The following is a 19133-nucleotide window of genomic DNA, read 5'->3' on the forward strand; positions in this document are numbered from 1 at the left end:
TATAGAATCTAGATAATCACTGTTCCAGATAATATGTAATTGTCTTTTGTAACTTTTTATCAAAATTGTCTGAATCAATAGGCGATACCAATTGCTCAAATTTGCTGATATTTCCTTGTATATGCATGGACTGTCCAGAACGATAAGGTAATGCACCAAAATTGAGTTTGAAATCAGGGTTTACACGACGGGCTATTGTTTCGATGAGTTGCCTGATTGTGATACATTGACTTGATGAAATATTGAATATTGCAGATTCAACATCTTTAGCGATCAATTCAAGTATGGCCTTTACAAGATCATGAATATACAGGTATGCATACCTTTGTTCACCTTCAGTAAAATCCATTTCCAGTTCATTCTGCATGCGTTTGATGCAAGAAGGTATTAACCAATTCTCGCTTTCTTTTTCACCAAAGAAAGAGAACAGGCGTAACCAATGCCACCTGATGTTATTATCGGAGCAGAATTTGCGTATGATGTTTGAGGAGGCAAGTTTTATTGCTCCATAAGCTGTAGTTGGTTTTGTCTCATCGTCTTCGCTAACAATGCCATCTATGTAGCCATATTCAGCTTGTGATCCAAAACCAATAAAATGTTTAGACTCTGTAGCAGAGGCAACATATAAAATGTCCATTAACAGATCAATATTGGTACTCTGATTTTCCCAGTTATCTCTGTTTTTTGCATCAACGCCAATCCAGGCGGCATGAATTATTATATCCGGCTTTTGTTGGATGCATTTGTTTTTCCAGTCAGCACCATCAATATCTATCCACTTAACCTTATCAACAATATCCTGACATCTCCACAAGTCAGATTTGGCTCTTTTAGTTGCAACAACAGAGTATTGTGACTCAACCAACAACTTAAGTAAATGTGAGCCTATAAAACCGTTTGCACCTGTAAGTAGTACTTTCTTATTCATGCTCAACTGATTTCAGATAATATTCCCTTATTTGGGAAGCGCACATGTCATACACATTCTCATTCTTGTAATTCTTATACCAATTGGTAGTGAGTATTAATGACTCTTCCAATGTAAGACAAGGTTCCCAATCCAGTTCCATTTTTGCTTTACTGATATCTAACATCAATAGATTAGCCTCATGCAACTGTTCCGGGTTTGATTTATCTAACAAGCTTCCTTTTCCGTAGCAATTGATCATTTGACTTGCTACTTCCCACACTGTTGCTACAGAATCTGATTTTGGCCCGAAATTCCATCCTTCGCAATATTTTGTTGGCTCATTCCACATTTTTTGAGCTAACAGAAGATAACCGCTTAATGGCTCTAACACATGTTGCCATGGGCGAACGGCTTTTGGGCTTCTTATTTCTATAGCTTTACCAGCTTCGAGAGCCCGTATGCAGTCAGGAACAATACGATCTTTGGCCCAGTCACCACCGCCGATTACATTTCCGGCTCTTACACTGGCAATTGCTTTGTTATGCTCGCTGTATTTGATTGGATTAAAGTAAGATCGTCGCCATGATGAAATAGCCAGTTCAGCGGCTCCTTTCGAAGAAGAGTAAGGATCATGACCTCCCATCGGTTCATTTTCGCGATAACCCCATATCTGCTCTTTATTCTCGTAGCATTTATCTGTGGTAACCATTATACCAATCCTTGTGGTTTCACTTTTACGTATAGCCTCCATCACGTGGATAGTGCCCATTACATTAACTTCGTAGGTTTCTATGGGTTGTTCATACGAAAGTCGCACAAGAGGTTGAGCAGCCAGGTGAAAAACAATTTCCGGTTGATATTTATTCATCACCGAATCAACAAGGTTCTTGTCTCTTATGTCACCTCTTATATCTACCATTTTAGATGACAGCCCTGCAAGGACAAAATTATCCTTATCGGTAAGAGGATCGAGGCTTAACCCAATTACATCAGCTCCCATCTCTATTAGCCAGATACAAAGCCAGGACCCTTTAAAACCAGTGTGGCCTGTTACTAATACCTTTTTACCTTGATAGAATGTATTCATACAGACATATTATTAGTCATTCCACGTTTTCCATGGGGCCTTATCTTCTGCCCACATATCATTTAGTTCGGTATTATCCCGTAAAGTATCCATTGGTTTCCAGAAACCAGTGTGCTTATAAGAGTTCATAAGTCCTTTCTGAGCAAGAGTTTCAAGAGGCTTACGTTCAAATATTGTTTGATCACCTTCGTTGAGGTAATCAAAAACTTCTGGCTGACAGACGAAATAGCCGGCATTGATCCATGTTCCATCACCTGCTGGTTTTTCAGTAAAAGAAGTTACATGTCCACTATCTGCTATTTCCAATGATCCAAATTTTCCTCCTGGTTTGTATGCCGTTACAGTTAGTGATTTTTGACTGTTTTGATGATGTTCAACCAGGTTTTGAATATTAATGTTAGCTACCCCATCGCCATAAGTAAGCATGAAGGGTTCGTTGCCGATGTATTTCTGTATCCGTTTTATACGCCCTCCTGTCATGGTGTGCAAACCTGTTTCAACTAATGTAACCTTCCAGGGTTCTGCAGTATTGTTATGAACTTCAATGTCATTGTTTTGCAAATCTATCGTTACATCACTTGTATGTAAAAAGTAGTTCGAAAACCATTCTTTAATAGCATATCCTTTGTAACCTAAACAGATAATAAATTCATTAAAACCATAATAGGAATAGGTTTTCATGATGTGCCAGATAATTGGTTTATCACCAATCTTTACCATTGGTTTAGGTATTGATTTTGTTTCTTCACTGAGACGAGTTCCAAAACCTCCTGCTAATAATACTACTTTCATGCGATTGTTGTTGTTTGGGTGACCAATGTTATCTACCACTCATCGGTATAAATATTGACAGCTCCTGTTTTTGCCAGACCATTTTTGAAATCATTGGTAAATGATTCATTACCACAGATGTAAAAATGTGCTTTTTCAAGATCTGTCAGTTGCTCTGATATTTCTTCAATTGAGATATGATGGTTTAAATAATCACCGGAATTCTCTCTTGTCAGATGAATGTGTAACTGTTGTTTGTTTACCAGTCTTTTAAGCTCTTCCGGATTAATCAGCTCGACACTGTTTTTTGCTGAATAAAACAAATGCATTCGATCTTGCTGTCCGATATTAAATAGATGTTCAGCAAATGAAAAGAATGGAGCTACACCTGTGCCTCCAGCTATACAGATTATTGGATTTTTTTGATCGTAAAAAGGCAATAAAAAATCTCCAAATGAATACTTAATGTAACAGGAAGCTCCAATATTGAGCTCTTCAAAAATTCTGGATGTGTAGTTACCGATCCGGCGTATAACTATTCGAATAGTATTATCTCCATTATAAGCTGAAGCTAAACTAAAGTTACGTGAATCCGGCCAGCGATTAGCTGGTGGTTTCTCTAATGACAGTTGTAAAAATGTTCCTGGATCAAAGTCCTGTATTTTTTCTGCTTTCAGCGTATATTCACGAACATCAGATCCGTAGTTTCGGATATTAATAACAGTAGCTTTGCTGATTGTTGCCATTATTTAATTGCTTTTTCTTTGAAAAACTGCTCAAAAGTTTCAAGTATATAATCCAATCGAATCTGATCAATACCGGGATACACACCAATGAAAATGGTATTTTGCATCACCATATCAGTATTCGTTAAATCTCCTGAAACCTTATAATTTACATCTTTAAAAGCAGGCTGACGAGTCATGTTGCCGGCAAATAGTTGTCGGGTTAATATTTTTGCATTTTCCAGGAATTCTGCCATTTCGTTACGGGTGAAGAGTTCATTCTTTTTGACAGTAAAAGGGAAACCAAACCACGAAGGATCAGAATTTTTTGTTGCTTTTGGTAAAACAAGATAATCGCTGTACTTCTCCAGACCAGCGCGAAGTGTCTTGAAATTATTCTTCCTGGCTTCAATAAATTCAGGCAGTTTATCTAATTGTGCAACACCTACCGCAGCTTGCATATCTGTTACCTTCAGGTTGTAACCTAAATGGCTATATACATATTTGTGATCATATCCCTTTGGTAATTCACCGTATTGTCCTTTAAAACGACGGCCGCAGGTATTATCGCAACCCGGATCACAATAACAGTCACGGCCCCAGTCACGTAAGGAAGTAACAATGCGTTTTAAAAGTGGATTTTTTGTCAAAACACTACCTCCTTCGCCCATGGTAATATGGTGAGCCGGATAAAAGCTGGTAGTAGCAAGGTCGCCATAAGTTCCCACCATCTGACCATTATAAGTTGAACCAACAGCATCACAGCAATCTTCAACTAAGAAAAGTTCATATTTATCGCAGATTGCCCTGATTTTTTCCAGGTCAAAGGGGTTGCCCAGAGTGTGTGCTAAAACAATGGCTTTGGTTTTAGGAGTGATAGCAGCTTCTACCTTATCGGCCTGAATATTCAATGTTTCTAGGTCAACATCAATGAAAACAGGAATAGCTCCGTTTTGAATGATAGGTGTTACCGTTGTTGGAAAACCAGCGGCAACCGTAATAATTTCATCTCCGGGCTTAAGCTGCTTGCTTTTTAACAGAGGTGAAAACAAAGCTGAAACAGCAAGCAGGTTTGCTGATGAACCTGAGTTGACTAACATACAATAACGCTGTTGCATCAATTCAGCGAACCTGGTTTCGAACTCTTCAGCATAACGACCAGTTGTTAACCAGAAGTCAAGTGATGAATCGACCAATTTCACCATCTCGTTTTCATCGTATATGCGTCCGGCAAATGGAATAAGAGTTTTTCCTTTTTCAAAGCCTGCTGTTGATGTTTCCCGGTGATATTGTTTGACCAGTTCTAGTATATCAGTTCTTAATTGATTTTCTCTTGTCGTCATTATCTTTAAATGATAGTGATTTTATACTTTACTATTTACATTTTAGCTTTCATCTTATTTCCTCAAAGTCGGATACAGCAATATTAAAAGATGAAGCCATTTAGGTTTTCCAGTTGCCAAAGGTAAGATTGATTTTAGTCTTTTATAGGTGTTTTGTCGATAAAAGTTGAGGCGTTTATATTTAAACATACGTCTCAACTTAAATATCTTAGTGTTTCTATTATGCTTTTGCAGGCATTCAATTTTACTTTGTATTGAGTAGTGCGACGGTGGCAGGGAAAGAATCGCATTACTCCATGATTCAACCCAAACCCGGTAAACCTTGCTGTTCCATCCACCCGGAATATTCTTAAAGGCTAAACGCTCAAAAAGGTTTTCATTAAGCCATAGTACTTTAAACGAGTCTTTCGTTGCCAATGCTTCAAATATTCCTCCAACATGCATAAAGTTGGTGTTAGAAAAACGCTCAAAAGGTGTGGTGGCTATCAGGCTTTTTGAAAAAATGAGGGTGCAGATATCAGTCATATGCCAGCCAATATCTTTAAGCATTTGTTCACAGTCAGTATAAACCTTTGTTGGGATGTTTTTAACCCGCATTGTATGGTTGGTCACAATCAGGTCATAATCATCCTGATTGATAAGTTCCTTAATCCGACTAATTCCATCTTTATTTATTCTGTGTTTATCCGACAAAAGCCATGCAAAATCAGCGGTGTTTTTTCTTAAGACATATGGGAAGTTGCGATCTTCAATGTTTTTATCCTGCTTATAATATTTTAAAAGCTCGTTGTTTTGACTGTGTTCTTTTAAAATGTCAATTGTATTATCAGTTGAACAGTTGTCGGAAACTAAAAGAGAAACTTCGTTTTGTTTTAATAATGGCAGATAATATTTCAGATTACTGTCCAGAATTTCTGAACGATTAAATGTCGGAATGCAAACAGACAGAGTTCTATTATCTTTTTGTTCTTGCATAGATGAAAAATTAAACAAACCTTATTTTACATTTTTTAGTCTTGGCTTTTTGACCTCTGATTATTTCTTTAAGGCTAAGAGATGAATGGTTGTTCATTAGTTCTTTCAAAGCATTTCTTGAATGATTGATTTCCTTTGAGGATTTTAAGTACTCCCAAAAGGCAGTGTAAACTTCGAACCTGAAATTTATCCATCTGAAAAGTAAATTAAAACATATTTGCAGGTTGTAAAGTTTTAATTGCCAGTTATTATAATGGATGGCGTGAAATATAAACCGGTTTCTAAAGTAGATTATATTGACACTTTTTCTCCTTATTTTGTTGGTTGTAACTGATCCTTCATGTCTGCAAACAGATTCATGCTCGTAATAACATTCCCACCCCAACCTTTGAGCCCGGACACTTAAATCGAGATCTTCACAGTAATAGGGTGAGTATATTTCATCGAACCCGTTTAGTATTTTAAATTTTTCAGTGTCAATCAGGGCATTAGCTCCTGATAAATAAAATGAAGGTGTCCAAAAGCTTTCTTTATGATCTTCAACCAAATAATTATTAGTGGCTTTAACTTTTAATCCTTTAGTGGTGGGCCATTTGGCTGTATCTTGTATATGGTTATCGTAGTAACCAATGATTTGCCCCATCACTCCAAAAGTCTTTTCGTTTTCAAAGAATTTGAATTGTGGTCTGAAATAGTTCTCTGTAAGCTTTATGTCGCTGTTCATTAAGAAAACTAACGACTTAGAAGCTTTTCGAATACCTGCATTGCAGCTTGCTGAGAATCCTCCATTCTTTTCTTGCTCTACAATAATCACCTGTGGATAATTAGCCTTTAAAAATTCGACTGACTTATCCGTTGAGCAATCGTCCACAACAATTACTTCATAATCGACCTGCGCATGCTCCAATTCCTGAAATAAAGCAGGCAGATTCCTTTCCAACAATTCACAGCCGTTGTAATTTGGAATTATGGCTGAAATACTAATCATTCAACTTATTTTATGTATAGGTTGGTACTTTAATAAAAGTACACGAGGGCGCAAAGTTAATAAAATGGCAGGAACTTGGTATTCAGTCTTTCTTTTAATCGGGGATGCGGCATGTTTAATGATTCCTTGTTAATTACTTTGTCATATAACCTGAGGTACGAATCAGCCATCTTTTTAGCGTTAAATATGTCTCTAGCATATTCATGACACTTTTTTCTTGAGAACTGTTCTATGTTGCTTGCGGCCTTTGCTAAATCGACTGACTTATCAGACAAATAGCCAACTTCAGGAATTATAATTTCAGGTAATGAACCATAAGGTGTTCCAATTACAGGGCATCCAAAATACAGACTTTCGATAAGAGCCAAACCAAATGGTTCGTGCCATAATACAGGGAATATAAGCCCCTTGGAATGTTGGATAATCCGGCTCTTTTTTTCATTATCAACCATACCCGCAAAACGAACATTTATGTACGGAGTGAAACGGAAGCCCATCTTCAAATTTAATCGATGACCTCCCATGACAACTAACTTTTCTTCAGCTAACCGACTGATTTTGATAGTACCTTTTAAGTTCTTAATTCGCCAGGCAGCTTTGCCCAGAAAATGGAAATAGTCACGGGATTCTTCCAGGTTAACCGAAGCATAGTTATTCCAATCTAAACCATTATGCACAAAGGTTTCAGAGCCATGTCTTTTAGCATGGTTTTTTGAAACAAACACAGCATTTTTATGAAGCACCAATTCCGGGTCGTTAATGTTACCATGATAGGTTACAACCACAGGTTTATCAAAAGTTTCTGATGTATGGCCATTCAGGTGAATTACATCAACATCGCCGGGAATCTGTTCGCTTATTTTCTTTTCAGGATCAATAAACAATACATTTGCAAAGGGACAATGCGAACCTTTATTTACCAGATAGGTAATTTTATGTCCTTTCTCTGCTAATTCTTTTCCTAGATCCCAGATAACACGTTCAGTACCTCCGTAGAGATGGGCCGGTATCTTTGATGGGTTGCAAATGAGTATGTGCATGACCTTTCAACTAAAGAATATTACAATCAAAAACGAATCAACTTGTAATTTTTGAAATTAAAGATACCGTTGGGGAAGAAAAGTTTTTCTATCGCGGTCAATAGCCTGTATTTTGTTTTCTCATGTTTGTGCTTGGGAGCCCGATTAAGCTTTTTGCTATAGTTGAGTTCATCCTGCCAGTTGAAAGATGCGATGCGTTGTTTCATCACCTCAGGATGTTTACCCTTATACTCAGGTATTAATCCGATAGCGCCAAAATCCACTGCCGAAAGTATTTCCATTTCATCTTCGGAGATGTTTTTATCTTCATAGCAACTTTCGAAATGTGATGTTTTTTTGCCCATTAATTTTGGCGGGCGAACCCAGCCATAATGGTAAATGTGTGCATCTATTGGTGCTACATTAAGTTTTCTGGTTCCTTCTTTTATCAGGTATTTTTCCTTCGTAAAGTCAGGTATAACTCTGAAACTTTGTGCATCACGCCACGAGTGGATTTCGGGACGGTTGCGGACAATGCGGATTTCACGTCGATACCAGCCATGATTCTTAACAAAGGCGTGATTATAGTCGCCCCAGAAATGTATGTAGCGAAATAATAAACCTTCTACCTGCTCATTGATCAGGTGTTGTTCACAAGTACTGCGTATTGCAGAATGATCGTCCTGATGAATGACTTCATCAGCTTGTATATAAAATAACCAATCGCCTTTACAGTGCTCCTTAGCCAGATCAGTTTGTTGCGCTAAAATTGAACCATGAGGGTATGTTTCAACATCCCATACAGTATTGACAATTTTTATTTTTGGACTGTTTAATTCATTAATAAGTTCCAGCGTATTATCATTAGGGTCACAATTGCCAAGTGCAATAACGAATTCATCAACTACTGGTAAAACAGAGGAAATGGACTCTTGAATAGGGTAGTACAGTTTACCTGCATTTTTTACCATTGTAAAACCGGAAATCTTCATCTTATAGTTAGTTTTTTCAGTCTATGAAATTAATGATTGATAATAATTAAAAAGTTCACCTATAATCTTTTCTTCTCTGAACTCAAGTGCTTTAGCTTTTCCTTTAGTTGCCATGTCAAGCTGCAGTTCTTTTGATTGAAGTACAGTCTTGATGGTATCGGCTAACTCCTCAATATTACCATATTCAGCATATTTAGCAGCATCTCCGCCTACTTCAGGAAAACAGCTGCCTTTCGAGGTTATAACAGGGGTGCCGGAATTTAAGGCTTCTAAAATAGGGATGCCAAATCCCTCAAACAAAGACGGGTAAACAAATAGGGATGCCATCTGATATATGGCTGGAAGTTCAGGCGTTTCTACATTATGAAGAAATATAGCTTGTTTTTCCAGTTTATGCTCTGAAACAAAATCCTTTACTTTATTTAAATAATTTGTAGGGCGTCCGACAGCAACTAACGGTACATCAACATTCGCTGCAACAAGTGCTTGAAAAATTCCAAGAAGATTTTTCCTTGGCTCAATTGTTCCAACATATAAAATAAACTGATCAGGTAAATTGTATTTAAGCTTTATTTGTTCCTTGTACTCGTCATTAACTGAATTATAAAAGATGGAGCTACATCCCTGATAAATGACCTTTATTCTATCCTGATCAACGTTAAAATAGTTAGTGATATCGTTCTTAGACTGTTCGCTTATTGCAATAATACCATCAGCAACCTTTAAAGCATGAGCATATTTCTTCTTGAAAATAATTCTGTAGCTTAAATCGAAGAGTTCAGGGTAACGCATGAAAATAGCGTCATGCATTGTTACCACCGACTTTGCTCTGCACTTCCTGATTCCTTTTGGAAGTTCATGACTTAATCCATGATATATATCCAGATCTTCCTCATTAATTTGCCTCACCATTGTTTTGTAACGCCAATAGTTTTGGCTGATCTTAGTCTTGTTATTTATTGGAGTTATAATTTGACTGCTTTGATCACCGCTAAAATGGATTCGGCCTTTTGATTTAGGGCTGAACAAAAAATAGCCATTTTCAGGATATAGATTCGTCAGGCCATTAATAAACCATCTGCTATAATTACCAAGACCACTCCTGTTATAAAAGGCTCTTTTGGCATCAAAACCAATTTTCATATCAAAGAAATTTGTACTCTAAATCTAACTCGGGCAAAGATAATATAATTAAATCTGATTAGATATCTTTTATCAATTACAATTAAAAGACTATCTTCGGGTCCGATTATGTAAACTTCTAAGGGGAGAAATTCTTAAGTAAAATTTAACCATAGCAGACATTTGATGAGGCTTTTATTTATTAATTCGATTGGTAAGAAAAAATGGGGTGGAGGCGAGAAATGGATGGTGCTTGCTGCCAGTGAATTAATGAAAAAAGGGCACCGTGTAATTATTGGTTGTCGAAAAGGTTCAATTCTGGAACAAAGAGCTACAAAAGAAGGTTTGACAGTTGTTAATCTATCGATTTATACAGATTTCAGTTTGAGGGGAGGCATCCAACTAAGACGGGTTGTTAAGAAGGAGGATATCGACTTAATTGTTGCCTGTCAAAATAAAGATGTTCGTGTTGCCGGTGTAATGTCACGATGTATCAAAGGACCTGTTATTATTAGTAGACAAGGAGTGCAGCTGATTCATCGATCTAATAAATACAAATGGAGCTTTATTCCGTTTTGTGATGGAATTATAACCAATACGAACTCCATCAAGAAGGAGTATGATAGTTATGGATGGTGGGATAAGGACTATGTAAAGGTTATTTATAATGGCATACTACCATCAAATGAAGAAGTTGTTCCATTCGACTATTCTTCACAAATACCAGCATTGAATGAAAAACCGTTTATTATATTATCAACTGGTCGGTTGGCCAGGCAAAAGGGATTTCAATATTTAATTGAGGCAGCAAGTAAGGTCGTTAAACAGCACTCAAATGTTCATTTTGTAATTGCGGGAAAAGGAAAGATGCATAGTATACTGCAAAAGCAGATAAGCGATGCTTCTCTTGATGAAAGAGTGCATCTGATAGGTTTTAAGGAAAATATCTCATCCATGCTTAAAGCTGCTGATTTGTTTGTTTTACCTTCGCTATATGAAGGTATGCCTAATGCTCTAATGGAAGCACTATCATTAGGGATACCGGCTGTTAGTACAAATGTAAATGGAGTGTCGGAATTAATGATAGATAAGAAACACGGTAGTATTGTTCCATCCGGTGATGCGCAGGCGCTTGGTAATGCAATCAATAATCTGATTGATGATGAACAGCGACTAGTGAAGGGACAGGAAGCCAAAGCTCATGTATCTGATAAGTTTTCAGTTGAACAGATGGTTAATTCTTTGGAAAAACATTTGCGGGATTGTATTGACAAAAAGCAGCTTAAATAAAGAATTTTCACACCTCATTACTTTTTTAGCTTCACTTATTCAATCATCTGTTTATTTTTGCAGTTTCAAATAACTGTATAAGATTTAATAATAAATTGATGATCAAGCAATATATAAATAGCTATTGGCGCCTTTTCCTTTTCTGGATGGTGTTTTTTACTATATTCAGGTTAATTTTTGTTGTCTTTAATCTTAGCTATTCTCATGATGCCACATTACCTTCTGTTCTGGAAGCCTTTTTTATAGGCTTGCGTCTGGATAGTTCTTTTACCGGATATATAATGGGATTAGTCGTATTGTTGCAAATTATCTCATTGATAGTTTCCGGACGAATATGTTTGAAATGTATCAATTATCTAAGCTATTTCCAGATTGCGTTTTTGTCGCTAGTTCTTTTATCTGATATTAACCTGTTCTCGTATTGGGGAAAACATATTGATCTGGAAGCTTTAGGTTTTATCCAGATGCCGGATATTATTCTTGCATCATTGAAGTGGTATGAAGTACCTCTGTTTTTAATGGCTTGCATTATCTCAATAAGCGGATTTATTTTTGCTTACAATAAGTTTGTCATGATAAAACCGGCGATCTCAGAAACATCCTATAAGATAAAGAAAGCTGCGATCACGCTTGTAGTTGTTTTGTTTTCGGGAGTACTTTTAATAATACCTGTCAGGGGGAGTTTTGGTGTGGCACCTATTAATACTGGAGTAGCCTACTTTTCATCATATCGTTTTGCAAATCAAACGGCAATAAATCCATTGTGGAATCTGGCTTATGATTTGAAAAAGATGGGTACCAACAATGTTGAATATCGCTATATGGATGATGAGCTGGCCAATCAGATTTTTGATGAACTTACAGCTCATTCAGGAACCTTTGATAAACTATTGAATACTGAGCGTCCCAATGTTGTTGTTATTTTGCTGGAGAGTTTTGCGGCACATGTAATTAGTGATTTGGGAGGAGAAGCGATTACACCTCATATTGACTCCTTAATCAATGAAAGCGTTTTATTCAGTAACATTCGGGCAGCGGCCAACCGTTCAGACAAAGGTTTGGTTGCGGCTTTGGCTGGTTATCAGGTATTACCCTCATATTCAATTATACGGTTTCCTGAAAAAACGGCTTCATTATCATTTCTGCCTCAAAAATTAAAGGATAATGGCTACAAGGATTTAATGTACTTGTATGGAGGCGATATCAAGTTTAAAAACATGAACTCATTTGTCAGACAAGCTGGTTTTGATCAGGTAATAAGTATTGATGACTTTGATATGCAATATCGCGGAGAAAAGTGGGGTGTTCATGATGAATATACTTTTGCCCGGTTAATAGATAATATGGAAGCATCCAAAGAGCCTTATTTCAAATTTCTATTTACGTTGAGCAGTCATGAACCGTTTGATGTGCCAATGGATCGGGTATTTGAAAATGACTACTATAACTCGATTGCATACACAGATAAATGTATTGGTGATTTTTTCCGTATGGTGAAGAAGAAAAACATGTGGGACAACACTTTATTTATTCTTATTGCTGATCATTCGGTTCCTGGACCCAACAATATTCCTTTAAGTGAAAGAAATTATGCACATATCCCCATGATTTGGACTGGTGGAGCATTAAGTGTTAAAGATACGACCATTAGTCATTATGGATCTCAAACTGATTTAGCCCGAACTTTATTATCGCAATTAGATATTGATGCAGAAGAATTTCAGTTTAGTAAAAACATTTTAGATAAAGAAGTCGAAAAGTTTGCTTTTAACATTATTGCACCTAGCGGTGTTTCATTTATTGACAGTTCGGGATTTCAGTTTTATGATGTTAAAATAAACCGCTTTATTACATTTGAGGGAAGGCAAACTACACAAGATAGCCTTAAAGCCAAAGCCTATTTGCAGGTATTGTATAATGATTCGAAAAAAAGATAAGATGAACGATAAAAAGTGGAAGAGAGAAGATTTTGAGATTATGGCACCTGTTGGCTCCTACGAGTCATTACGTGCTGCTATACAAGGAGGGGCAGATTCAGTATATTTTGGTATCGAGCAATTAAATATGCGCTCACGTTCATCCAATAATTTCTCTAACGATGACTTAAGAGAGTTGGTAAAAATAGCCGGGGGAAACAATATAAGAACCTACCTTACGGTTAATGTGGTAATCTTTAATGAAGAACTGGATACCATGCGCGAGATTATTGATGTGGCCAAAGAAGTAGGCGTAACAGCGGTAATTGCGTCTGATCAGGCGGCAATAAATTATGCACATGGTAAAGGAGTTGAGGTGCATATTTCTACCCAGGTGAATATCTCTAATGTAGAAACACTAAAGTTTTACAGCAACTTTGCGGATGTGGTTGTTTTGGCTCGCGAGTTAAATATGAATCAGGTGAAAGCCATTCATCAGACCATTGTCGATGAAGATATTCGCGGACCAAAAGGAGAGTTGATCCAAATTGAAATGTTTGCTCATGGAGCACTATGTATGGCTACTTCTGGGAAGTGTTATATTAGTTTGCACCAGCTAAATGCATCGGCTAATAGAGGTGGTTGTCTTCAGCCCTGTCGTCGTGGTTATACGGTTACAGAAAAAGAAACCGGAAAGCAGATGGAATTGGAGAATGACTACATTATGTCACCAAAAGATTTGAAGACTATTCACTTCCTGAATAAGATGGTAGATGCCGGAGTACGTGTTTTCAAAATTGAAGGGCGGGCACGTTCGGCCGAATATGTTAAAACTGTTTGTGAATGCTATAATGAAGCCATTGAAGCGGTGATTGACGGCTCATATGGTGAAGAAAAAATCAAGAATTGGGATGAACGACTTTCGGAAGTGTTTAATCGCGGATTCTGGGACGGATATTATTTAGGTCAGAAGTTGGGAGAGTGGAGTCATAACTACGGATCACGTGCGACAAAGAAGAAAATATATGTTGGTAAAGGCATGAATTATTTCCCAAAGCTGAAAGTGGCTGAATTTCTTATGGAAACTCAATCACTCAAAGTAGGAGATGAGATTCTGATTACCGGACCAACAACAGGAATTGTACAGATGACAGTTCCGGAAATACGCGTTGATCTTAATCCTGTTGATGAAACAGTTAAAGGGGAACGGTTTAGTATTGTTGTCAATGAGAAAATCCGCCGGTCGGATAAGCTATATAAAATAATCCCGGCTGGTGAAAACGATTTGCAGAAATAAATTGTTTTAATGAATGGCTGTATAATAGAAATGGCATCTGTTTATTGATCAAAAACGTGAGTTAGTCTGTGTATAAATAGTGGTAAAACAAAAAGTATGGAAGCAAAAGGTAATTTATCAAAAATGAAAACTCAGGTGGCCAGGGAGCAGGTGGAATACCATATGCAACTTGAAAACGAGTCGGTTAAGATGAATGACTTAATTGGTAAAGAAATAACTCTTGAATATCAGGATCAGATAAATTGCATTGTATGTGGGAAAAAAACAGCCACGTCATTTATACAGGGCTTCTGTTATAATTGCTACAAAACCGCTCCTGAGGCTGAAGATTGTGTTTTTAACCCCGAAACATGTCGGGCTCATTTAGGAGAAGCACGTGACATGGAATTTGCTCAAAAGCAATGTTTAATTCCTCATTATGTGTATTTGGCTGTTGCTTCCGGTATCAAAGTGGGGGTTACGCGTAATACTCAGATTCCAACGCGTTGGATTGATCAGGGTGCCTGGAAAGCAGTGGTAATTGCTGAGGTGCCTAATCGACATATAGCTGGTGTAATAGAAGTGTTTCTGAAGGACTTTTATTCAGATAAAACTAATTGGCGCAATATGTTAAAAAATGAACTGGCGCAGGATATTGATCTGATAGCTGAGAAGAAAAAAGCGATTGATCAACTGCCTGATGAACTGAAACAATATGTGAAAGATGATGAGGCAGTTTGGGAGTTAAATTACCCGGTGACTAACTATCCTTTAAAACCAAAGTCCTTGACCTTTGACAAAGAAGCAAGCATAACTGGTGTTTTACAGGGAATTAAAGGTCAATATCTATTATTTGATAAAGATCGGGTTTTAAATATTCGCAGACACAATGGTTACCTAATTAGCTTAAAGGCCTAATAAGGAACTGCTTTTTCAGATACTGTTCGGAAGGCTGGCGAGAAGAAATTCCTTATTGCAGTACCATTTCATCAATAAAATACCACGAAGGATTACCAACACCGCTGTGTCCTTTTGGTAGTAAACCACCATTGTAAACAGATACTTTCACAAAGCGTGCTTTAGCTGCAAAAGGAATGTGAACCATAAACCGTTCATTAATTGATTCCTTAAATGATGTGTGGAGTGCCATTGAACCAACAACCTTATAATTGATACCATCATTTGATGTTTTAACTTCAACTTTCGAAGGAGAAACAATCCATTTGGATGGTTGTGCAAGGCACGATACATATAGTTCTTTTACTTTTGTTGGGCGTTTAAAGTCAAACAAAAAGTCGTTATCAGTGCCGTTAAAACCAATCCACGACCCATCTGATAAGTTGTTATGGTGACCTGGTTTATGATCAAATAAAGCTTTGTAATCTTTCGAGTGGTATTTTTCATCTGCTTCAGGGATTACCTCAAGCAGTCTGGCGTTTGATTTCCTTTTTTTAATAAACGTTTGCGAAAGCACTTTGGAAGGGTACATGCCATCAATATAGGCCATTGTTTTGAGAGTCGTACTTTTCTTTAATAGTATTGGTGCTTCATAGAGAGCAGATAAAGTATCAGGTTCTTCACCATTTAAAGTATAGTAAATATTAGCTTTTCTTCCGCGGGGCCTGATTTTCACGACCAGGGAATCATGGAAGCATAATTGATCGCAATCAATAATGGGTTGTTGAGTGCTTTGCATCAGCGTCTGAGCTTCGCCCCATTTTTCTCGCTTGTTAAGTCTGAATGAAAGTTCAGCTGTAATGGGGTAATGGTCAGATATAAAAACATCATCTTTCACAATCTGATGCGTTGTTAAGGCATTAACATCAAAAAAACCGTTAACAAAAATGTGGTCAATGATTACTTCTGGTGTATCATGCTTAAAACCATTAAAAGTTTGTTTGCTGGCGGCCTGATAATCGAGGGTTAACTGACGGCTATCCCATAATTGAAGATATCCTTTCCAATTGTTTGTTATGGTGTTGTACATGCGCTCGCTTGGTGGAGCATTGAAATCGCCTGTTAATACGACAGGTGCATCACCCACTATTGTTCTGATTTTATTAAGTAATAGTATCGAACTTTCGTTTCTGGCATAGATGCTTACATGGCTAAAATGTGTGTTAAATACGTAAAAAATAAAGCCATTCTCTTTATCTTTTAACTGCAGCCAGGTAACGATTCTTGGTAAAGCGGCACCCCAACTTTTACTTCCAGTTACATCTGGTGTTTCCGATAGCCAGAAATGTGAAGAGGCCAAAAGATCAAATTTTTCTTTTAAATAAAAGATTGGGACAAATTCACCACCATCTTTTCCATCATCCCGACCAACACCTATGTAGCTGTATTCAGTTAATTCATCCTGAAGTTCATTAAGTTGATTCTTTAATACTTCCTGAAATCCGATAATGTCGGGACGCTGTTCATTCAAAAATGAGGAAACCAAAGCTTTTCGATTTTGCCAGGAATTGATCCCATCAGCCGGATTATCGTATCGAATATTAAAGCTCATCACTTTAATGGCTCTGTCACTGTCTGTACATGATAGAAAAAAACTACAGAATGCAGTTACCGTCAAAATCAGAAAGCTTCGGATTCTCATTGTGTTTTATTGTTTTGGATTACTACCGAGATTAAACTTTATATGGCCCTGGTCTATTAAATCTTTATGGCTTATGAAATAACGATTATAAGGCCGGCCATTTATTTCAATGTCCTTAATATAAATATCATCAGATGATTTTCGATCTGTTTCGATAATAATTTTCTCCTTTTCGTAAATATTCTTATCCAGATGAATGGTTACTTTATCGAATACCGGGCTTGATAGTGTATAATTCATATCGCCAGGGCACACCGGATAGATACCCATCATACTATAGATTAACCAGGCCGATAAAGTACCCGTGTCGTCATTTCCGGGTAAGCCATCAGGGGCATTCTTGTAATATCTTCTGATACAATCGTGAACTTGTTTTTGAGTCCGCCATTCTGAACCGTTTGCATAGTTAAATAGAAACGGATATCCCATGTCAGGTTCATTGCTCATGTCAAACAAACTGTCTTTAAAACACTTGTGTAATTGTTGTACAAACTTGTTTTTGCCACCCATCATGCGCATTAAACCTTTGATATCATGCGGAACAGCCATTGAATATTGCCATGATGTACCTTCATGAAAACCATGCACCGGCTGAAAGTTTTCTCCCTGCAATGGATCAAACCCTTCCATAAACTTACCTTCTTTGGTGACAGGACGCAGTAAATTGTAATTCTTGTCGAAGTACTTTTTATAACCTAACGATCGTTGCCAGGCTTTTTTATAAGTGGCTTTGTCTCCCATCTCATTAGCCATTAAAGCCAGGTTATAATCTGCCACGTATAATTCCAATGCCTGAGAAACTGAATTATCGAAGTCTTTAACAAATGGTATATAATGGTGCTCAAGGTAAAATTCATTGTCATGACGGATAAAATTGTCTTCTGTTGTATTGGCGTGTTTCACCATGGCTTCATAAGCTGTTTTTACATCAAAGTCCGTCAGGCCTCGTCGATAGGTATCGGCCAAAACAATTAAGGCCGGATCACCTTCCATTACATGTGCTTCCCGTCCGTAAATCTCCCATTTAGGCAACCAGCCACTTTCTTTATACATATCCACCATGGTACGCACCATATCAAGCTGTTTTTCGGGATATAACAAGGACATTAAAGGATGCACCGTTCTATACGTATCCCAAAGCGAAAATACGGTATATCGATCCTGGTCGTCAGTTGCTAATATGGCATCCGATTCCATAGCCGGATATTGTCCGTTAACATCCTGAAGAATATTAGGATGAATCAACAAATGATAAAGTGCTGTATAGAACATGACCTTATCATCACGTGTACCACCTTCCACTTCAATAGTTTTTAGTTCCTCATTCCAGGTGTCGAAAGCTTTTTCTTTTATTTGCTCAAACGATAAGTTAGTTTGTTCGGCATCCAGATTCTCGCGGGCATTTTCGATGCTGACATAGCTTACGCCAACCTGAACTTCTACTTGTTCGCCTTCTTGTGCATCGAACGAAAAATAAGCACCTATTTTTTCACCCGATAATTCCTTATTGTATCTGGTATAGAGTTTATAAGTGTCACTTGTTGAACTCCAATTGTGACGCGCACCGGGCAGTCTGTTCTGAAATTTCCAGTAGCCACTTTGCATATCATCCTTATTGATACGAACCACAAAATACACGGGCATTACAGCTTGTGGATGATAACAAAACGTACCCATTAGTTTGTAACCTTCAATTTCGTTATCGGAAACACGCTTGATATGTGCACCGCTTTCGTTGGTAAGACCATGATCCAAATCCAGAAGGATGTTAGCCTGTCCTTCGGGGAAAGTAAAACGGCTTAAACCAGATCGCATAGTTGCAGTTACTTCGGCCTTGATATTATAACGATTGAGCTTAGTGGAGTAACAACCGGGAATGGCTTGCTGATCTGATAAAGTGGTTCCGTATTCATTGACATCCACATTCAATTCACCTGTAGTAGGCATCACTATAATACTTCCAAGGTCGGGACAGCCAACACCACTTAAATTAACGTGGGTAAAGCCAGTCATCCATTGGTTATTATATACGTATGGATTACTACACCAGCTATCGGTGTTCGAATATTCATTACCCTTGTGCGGGGTCACATTAAAAGGTACAACCGATACCATTCCGT

At 37.5% G+C, this 19133-nt stretch carries 16 protein-coding genes; 4 read left to right on the forward strand and 12 right to left on the reverse strand.

From position 1 onward, the window contains the following. Positions 1 to 16: 16 nt before the first annotated feature. Genes AC4MRQ_RS13560 through AC4MRQ_RS13605 form a run of 10 tightly spaced genes read right to left on the reverse strand, consistent with a single transcriptional unit; the run spans position 17 to position 9953 of the window. Complete coding sequence (locus tag AC4MRQ_RS13560) at positions 17 to 928, reverse strand: NAD-dependent epimerase/dehydratase family protein (RefSeq protein WP_491198222.1); 912 nt, start codon at positions 926 to 928, stop codon at positions 17 to 19. Beyond that, complete coding sequence (rfbG, locus tag AC4MRQ_RS13565; RefSeq protein ID WP_491198223.1) at positions 921 to 1997, reverse strand: CDP-glucose 4,6-dehydratase; 1077 nt, start codon at positions 1995 to 1997, stop codon at positions 921 to 923. The genes AC4MRQ_RS13560 and rfbG overlap by 8 nt, the downstream gene beginning before the upstream one ends. A 12-nt stretch (positions 1998 to 2009) precedes the next feature. Continuing rightward, positions 2010 to 2789, reverse strand: a complete 780-nt coding sequence (gene rfbF, locus AC4MRQ_RS13570) for a glucose-1-phosphate cytidylyltransferase (protein WP_491198224.1) — start codon at positions 2787 to 2789, stop codon at positions 2010 to 2012. Between the two features lie 32 nt (positions 2790 to 2821). Further along, entirely contained in the window at positions 2822 to 3514 is a 693-nt protein-coding gene (locus AC4MRQ_RS13575) for a ferredoxin--NADP reductase (protein WP_491198225.1), read from the reverse strand. Further along, positions 3514 to 4836 (reverse strand): lipopolysaccharide biosynthesis protein RfbH, encoded by a 1323-nt coding sequence (gene rfbH, locus AC4MRQ_RS13580; RefSeq protein ID WP_491198226.1) that lies wholly within the window; start codon positions 4834 to 4836, stop codon positions 3514 to 3516. The genes AC4MRQ_RS13575 and rfbH overlap by 1 nt, the downstream gene beginning before the upstream one ends. A gap of 54 nt (positions 4837 to 4890) precedes the next feature. Continuing rightward, positions 4891 to 5811, reverse strand: a complete 921-nt coding sequence (locus AC4MRQ_RS13585) for a glycosyltransferase family 2 protein (protein ID WP_491198227.1) — start codon at positions 5809 to 5811, stop codon at positions 4891 to 4893. Between the two features lie 10 nt (positions 5812 to 5821). Next, positions 5822 to 6799, reverse strand: coding sequence for a glycosyltransferase family 2 protein (locus tag AC4MRQ_RS13590; protein WP_491198228.1), 978 nt, complete (start codon positions 6797 to 6799; stop codon positions 5822 to 5824). A gap of 56 nt (positions 6800 to 6855) precedes the next feature. Further along, complete coding sequence (locus AC4MRQ_RS13595; RefSeq protein WP_491198229.1) at positions 6856 to 7839, reverse strand: glycosyltransferase; 984 nt, start codon at positions 7837 to 7839, stop codon at positions 6856 to 6858. 26 nt (positions 7840 to 7865) lie between these two features. Beyond that, a complete protein-coding gene (locus AC4MRQ_RS13600; RefSeq protein ID WP_491198230.1) occupies positions 7866 to 8810 on the reverse strand; it encodes a glycosyltransferase family protein in 945 nt (314 codons plus the stop codon). A 21-nt stretch (positions 8811 to 8831) separates the two neighbouring features. Further along, a complete protein-coding gene (locus AC4MRQ_RS13605) occupies positions 8832 to 9953 on the reverse strand; it encodes a glycosyltransferase family 4 protein (RefSeq protein ID WP_491198231.1) in 1122 nt (373 codons plus the stop codon). 165 nt (positions 9954 to 10118) lie between these two features. Between AC4MRQ_RS13605 and AC4MRQ_RS13610 the strand changes: the two genes are divergently transcribed. The 4 genes from AC4MRQ_RS13610 to AC4MRQ_RS13625 all read left to right on the forward strand — a co-directional run bounded on the left by AC4MRQ_RS13610 (position 10119) and on the right by AC4MRQ_RS13625 (position 15332). Next, positions 10119 to 11222: a glycosyltransferase gene (locus AC4MRQ_RS13610; RefSeq protein WP_491198232.1), complete on the forward strand. Its 1104-nt coding sequence runs from the start codon at positions 10119 to 10121 to the stop codon at positions 11220 to 11222. Between the two features lie 98 nt (positions 11223 to 11320). Beyond that, positions 11321 to 13159, forward strand: a complete 1839-nt coding sequence (locus AC4MRQ_RS13615; protein WP_491198233.1) for an LTA synthase family protein — start codon at positions 11321 to 11323, stop codon at positions 13157 to 13159. Between the two features lies 1 nt (position 13160). Then, positions 13161 to 14435 carry a peptidase U32 family protein gene (locus AC4MRQ_RS13620; RefSeq protein ID WP_491198234.1) on the forward strand — a complete coding sequence of 425 codons (1275 nt, stop codon included), beginning with the start codon at positions 13161 to 13163 and terminating at the stop codon, positions 14433 to 14435. A 96-nt stretch (positions 14436 to 14531) separates the two neighbouring features. Continuing rightward, on the forward strand, positions 14532 to 15332 hold the full coding sequence (locus AC4MRQ_RS13625; RefSeq protein ID WP_491198235.1) for a DUF2797 domain-containing protein: 801 nt from the start codon (positions 14532 to 14534) through the stop codon (positions 15330 to 15332). Positions 15333 to 15384: 52 nt separating this feature from the next. Here the strand turns inward: AC4MRQ_RS13625 and AC4MRQ_RS13630 are convergent, their stop codons facing one another. Then, positions 15385 to 17013 carry an endonuclease/exonuclease/phosphatase family protein gene (locus AC4MRQ_RS13630; RefSeq protein WP_491198236.1) on the reverse strand — a complete coding sequence of 543 codons (1629 nt, stop codon included), beginning with the start codon at positions 17011 to 17013 and terminating at the stop codon, positions 15385 to 15387. Between the two features lie 6 nt (positions 17014 to 17019). After that, positions 17020 to 19133 (reverse strand): GH92 family glycosyl hydrolase (locus tag AC4MRQ_RS13635; protein ID WP_491198237.1); only part of this gene is annotated, 2114 nt, incomplete at its 5' end.

Source organism: Carboxylicivirga sp., from assembly GCF_982718395.1.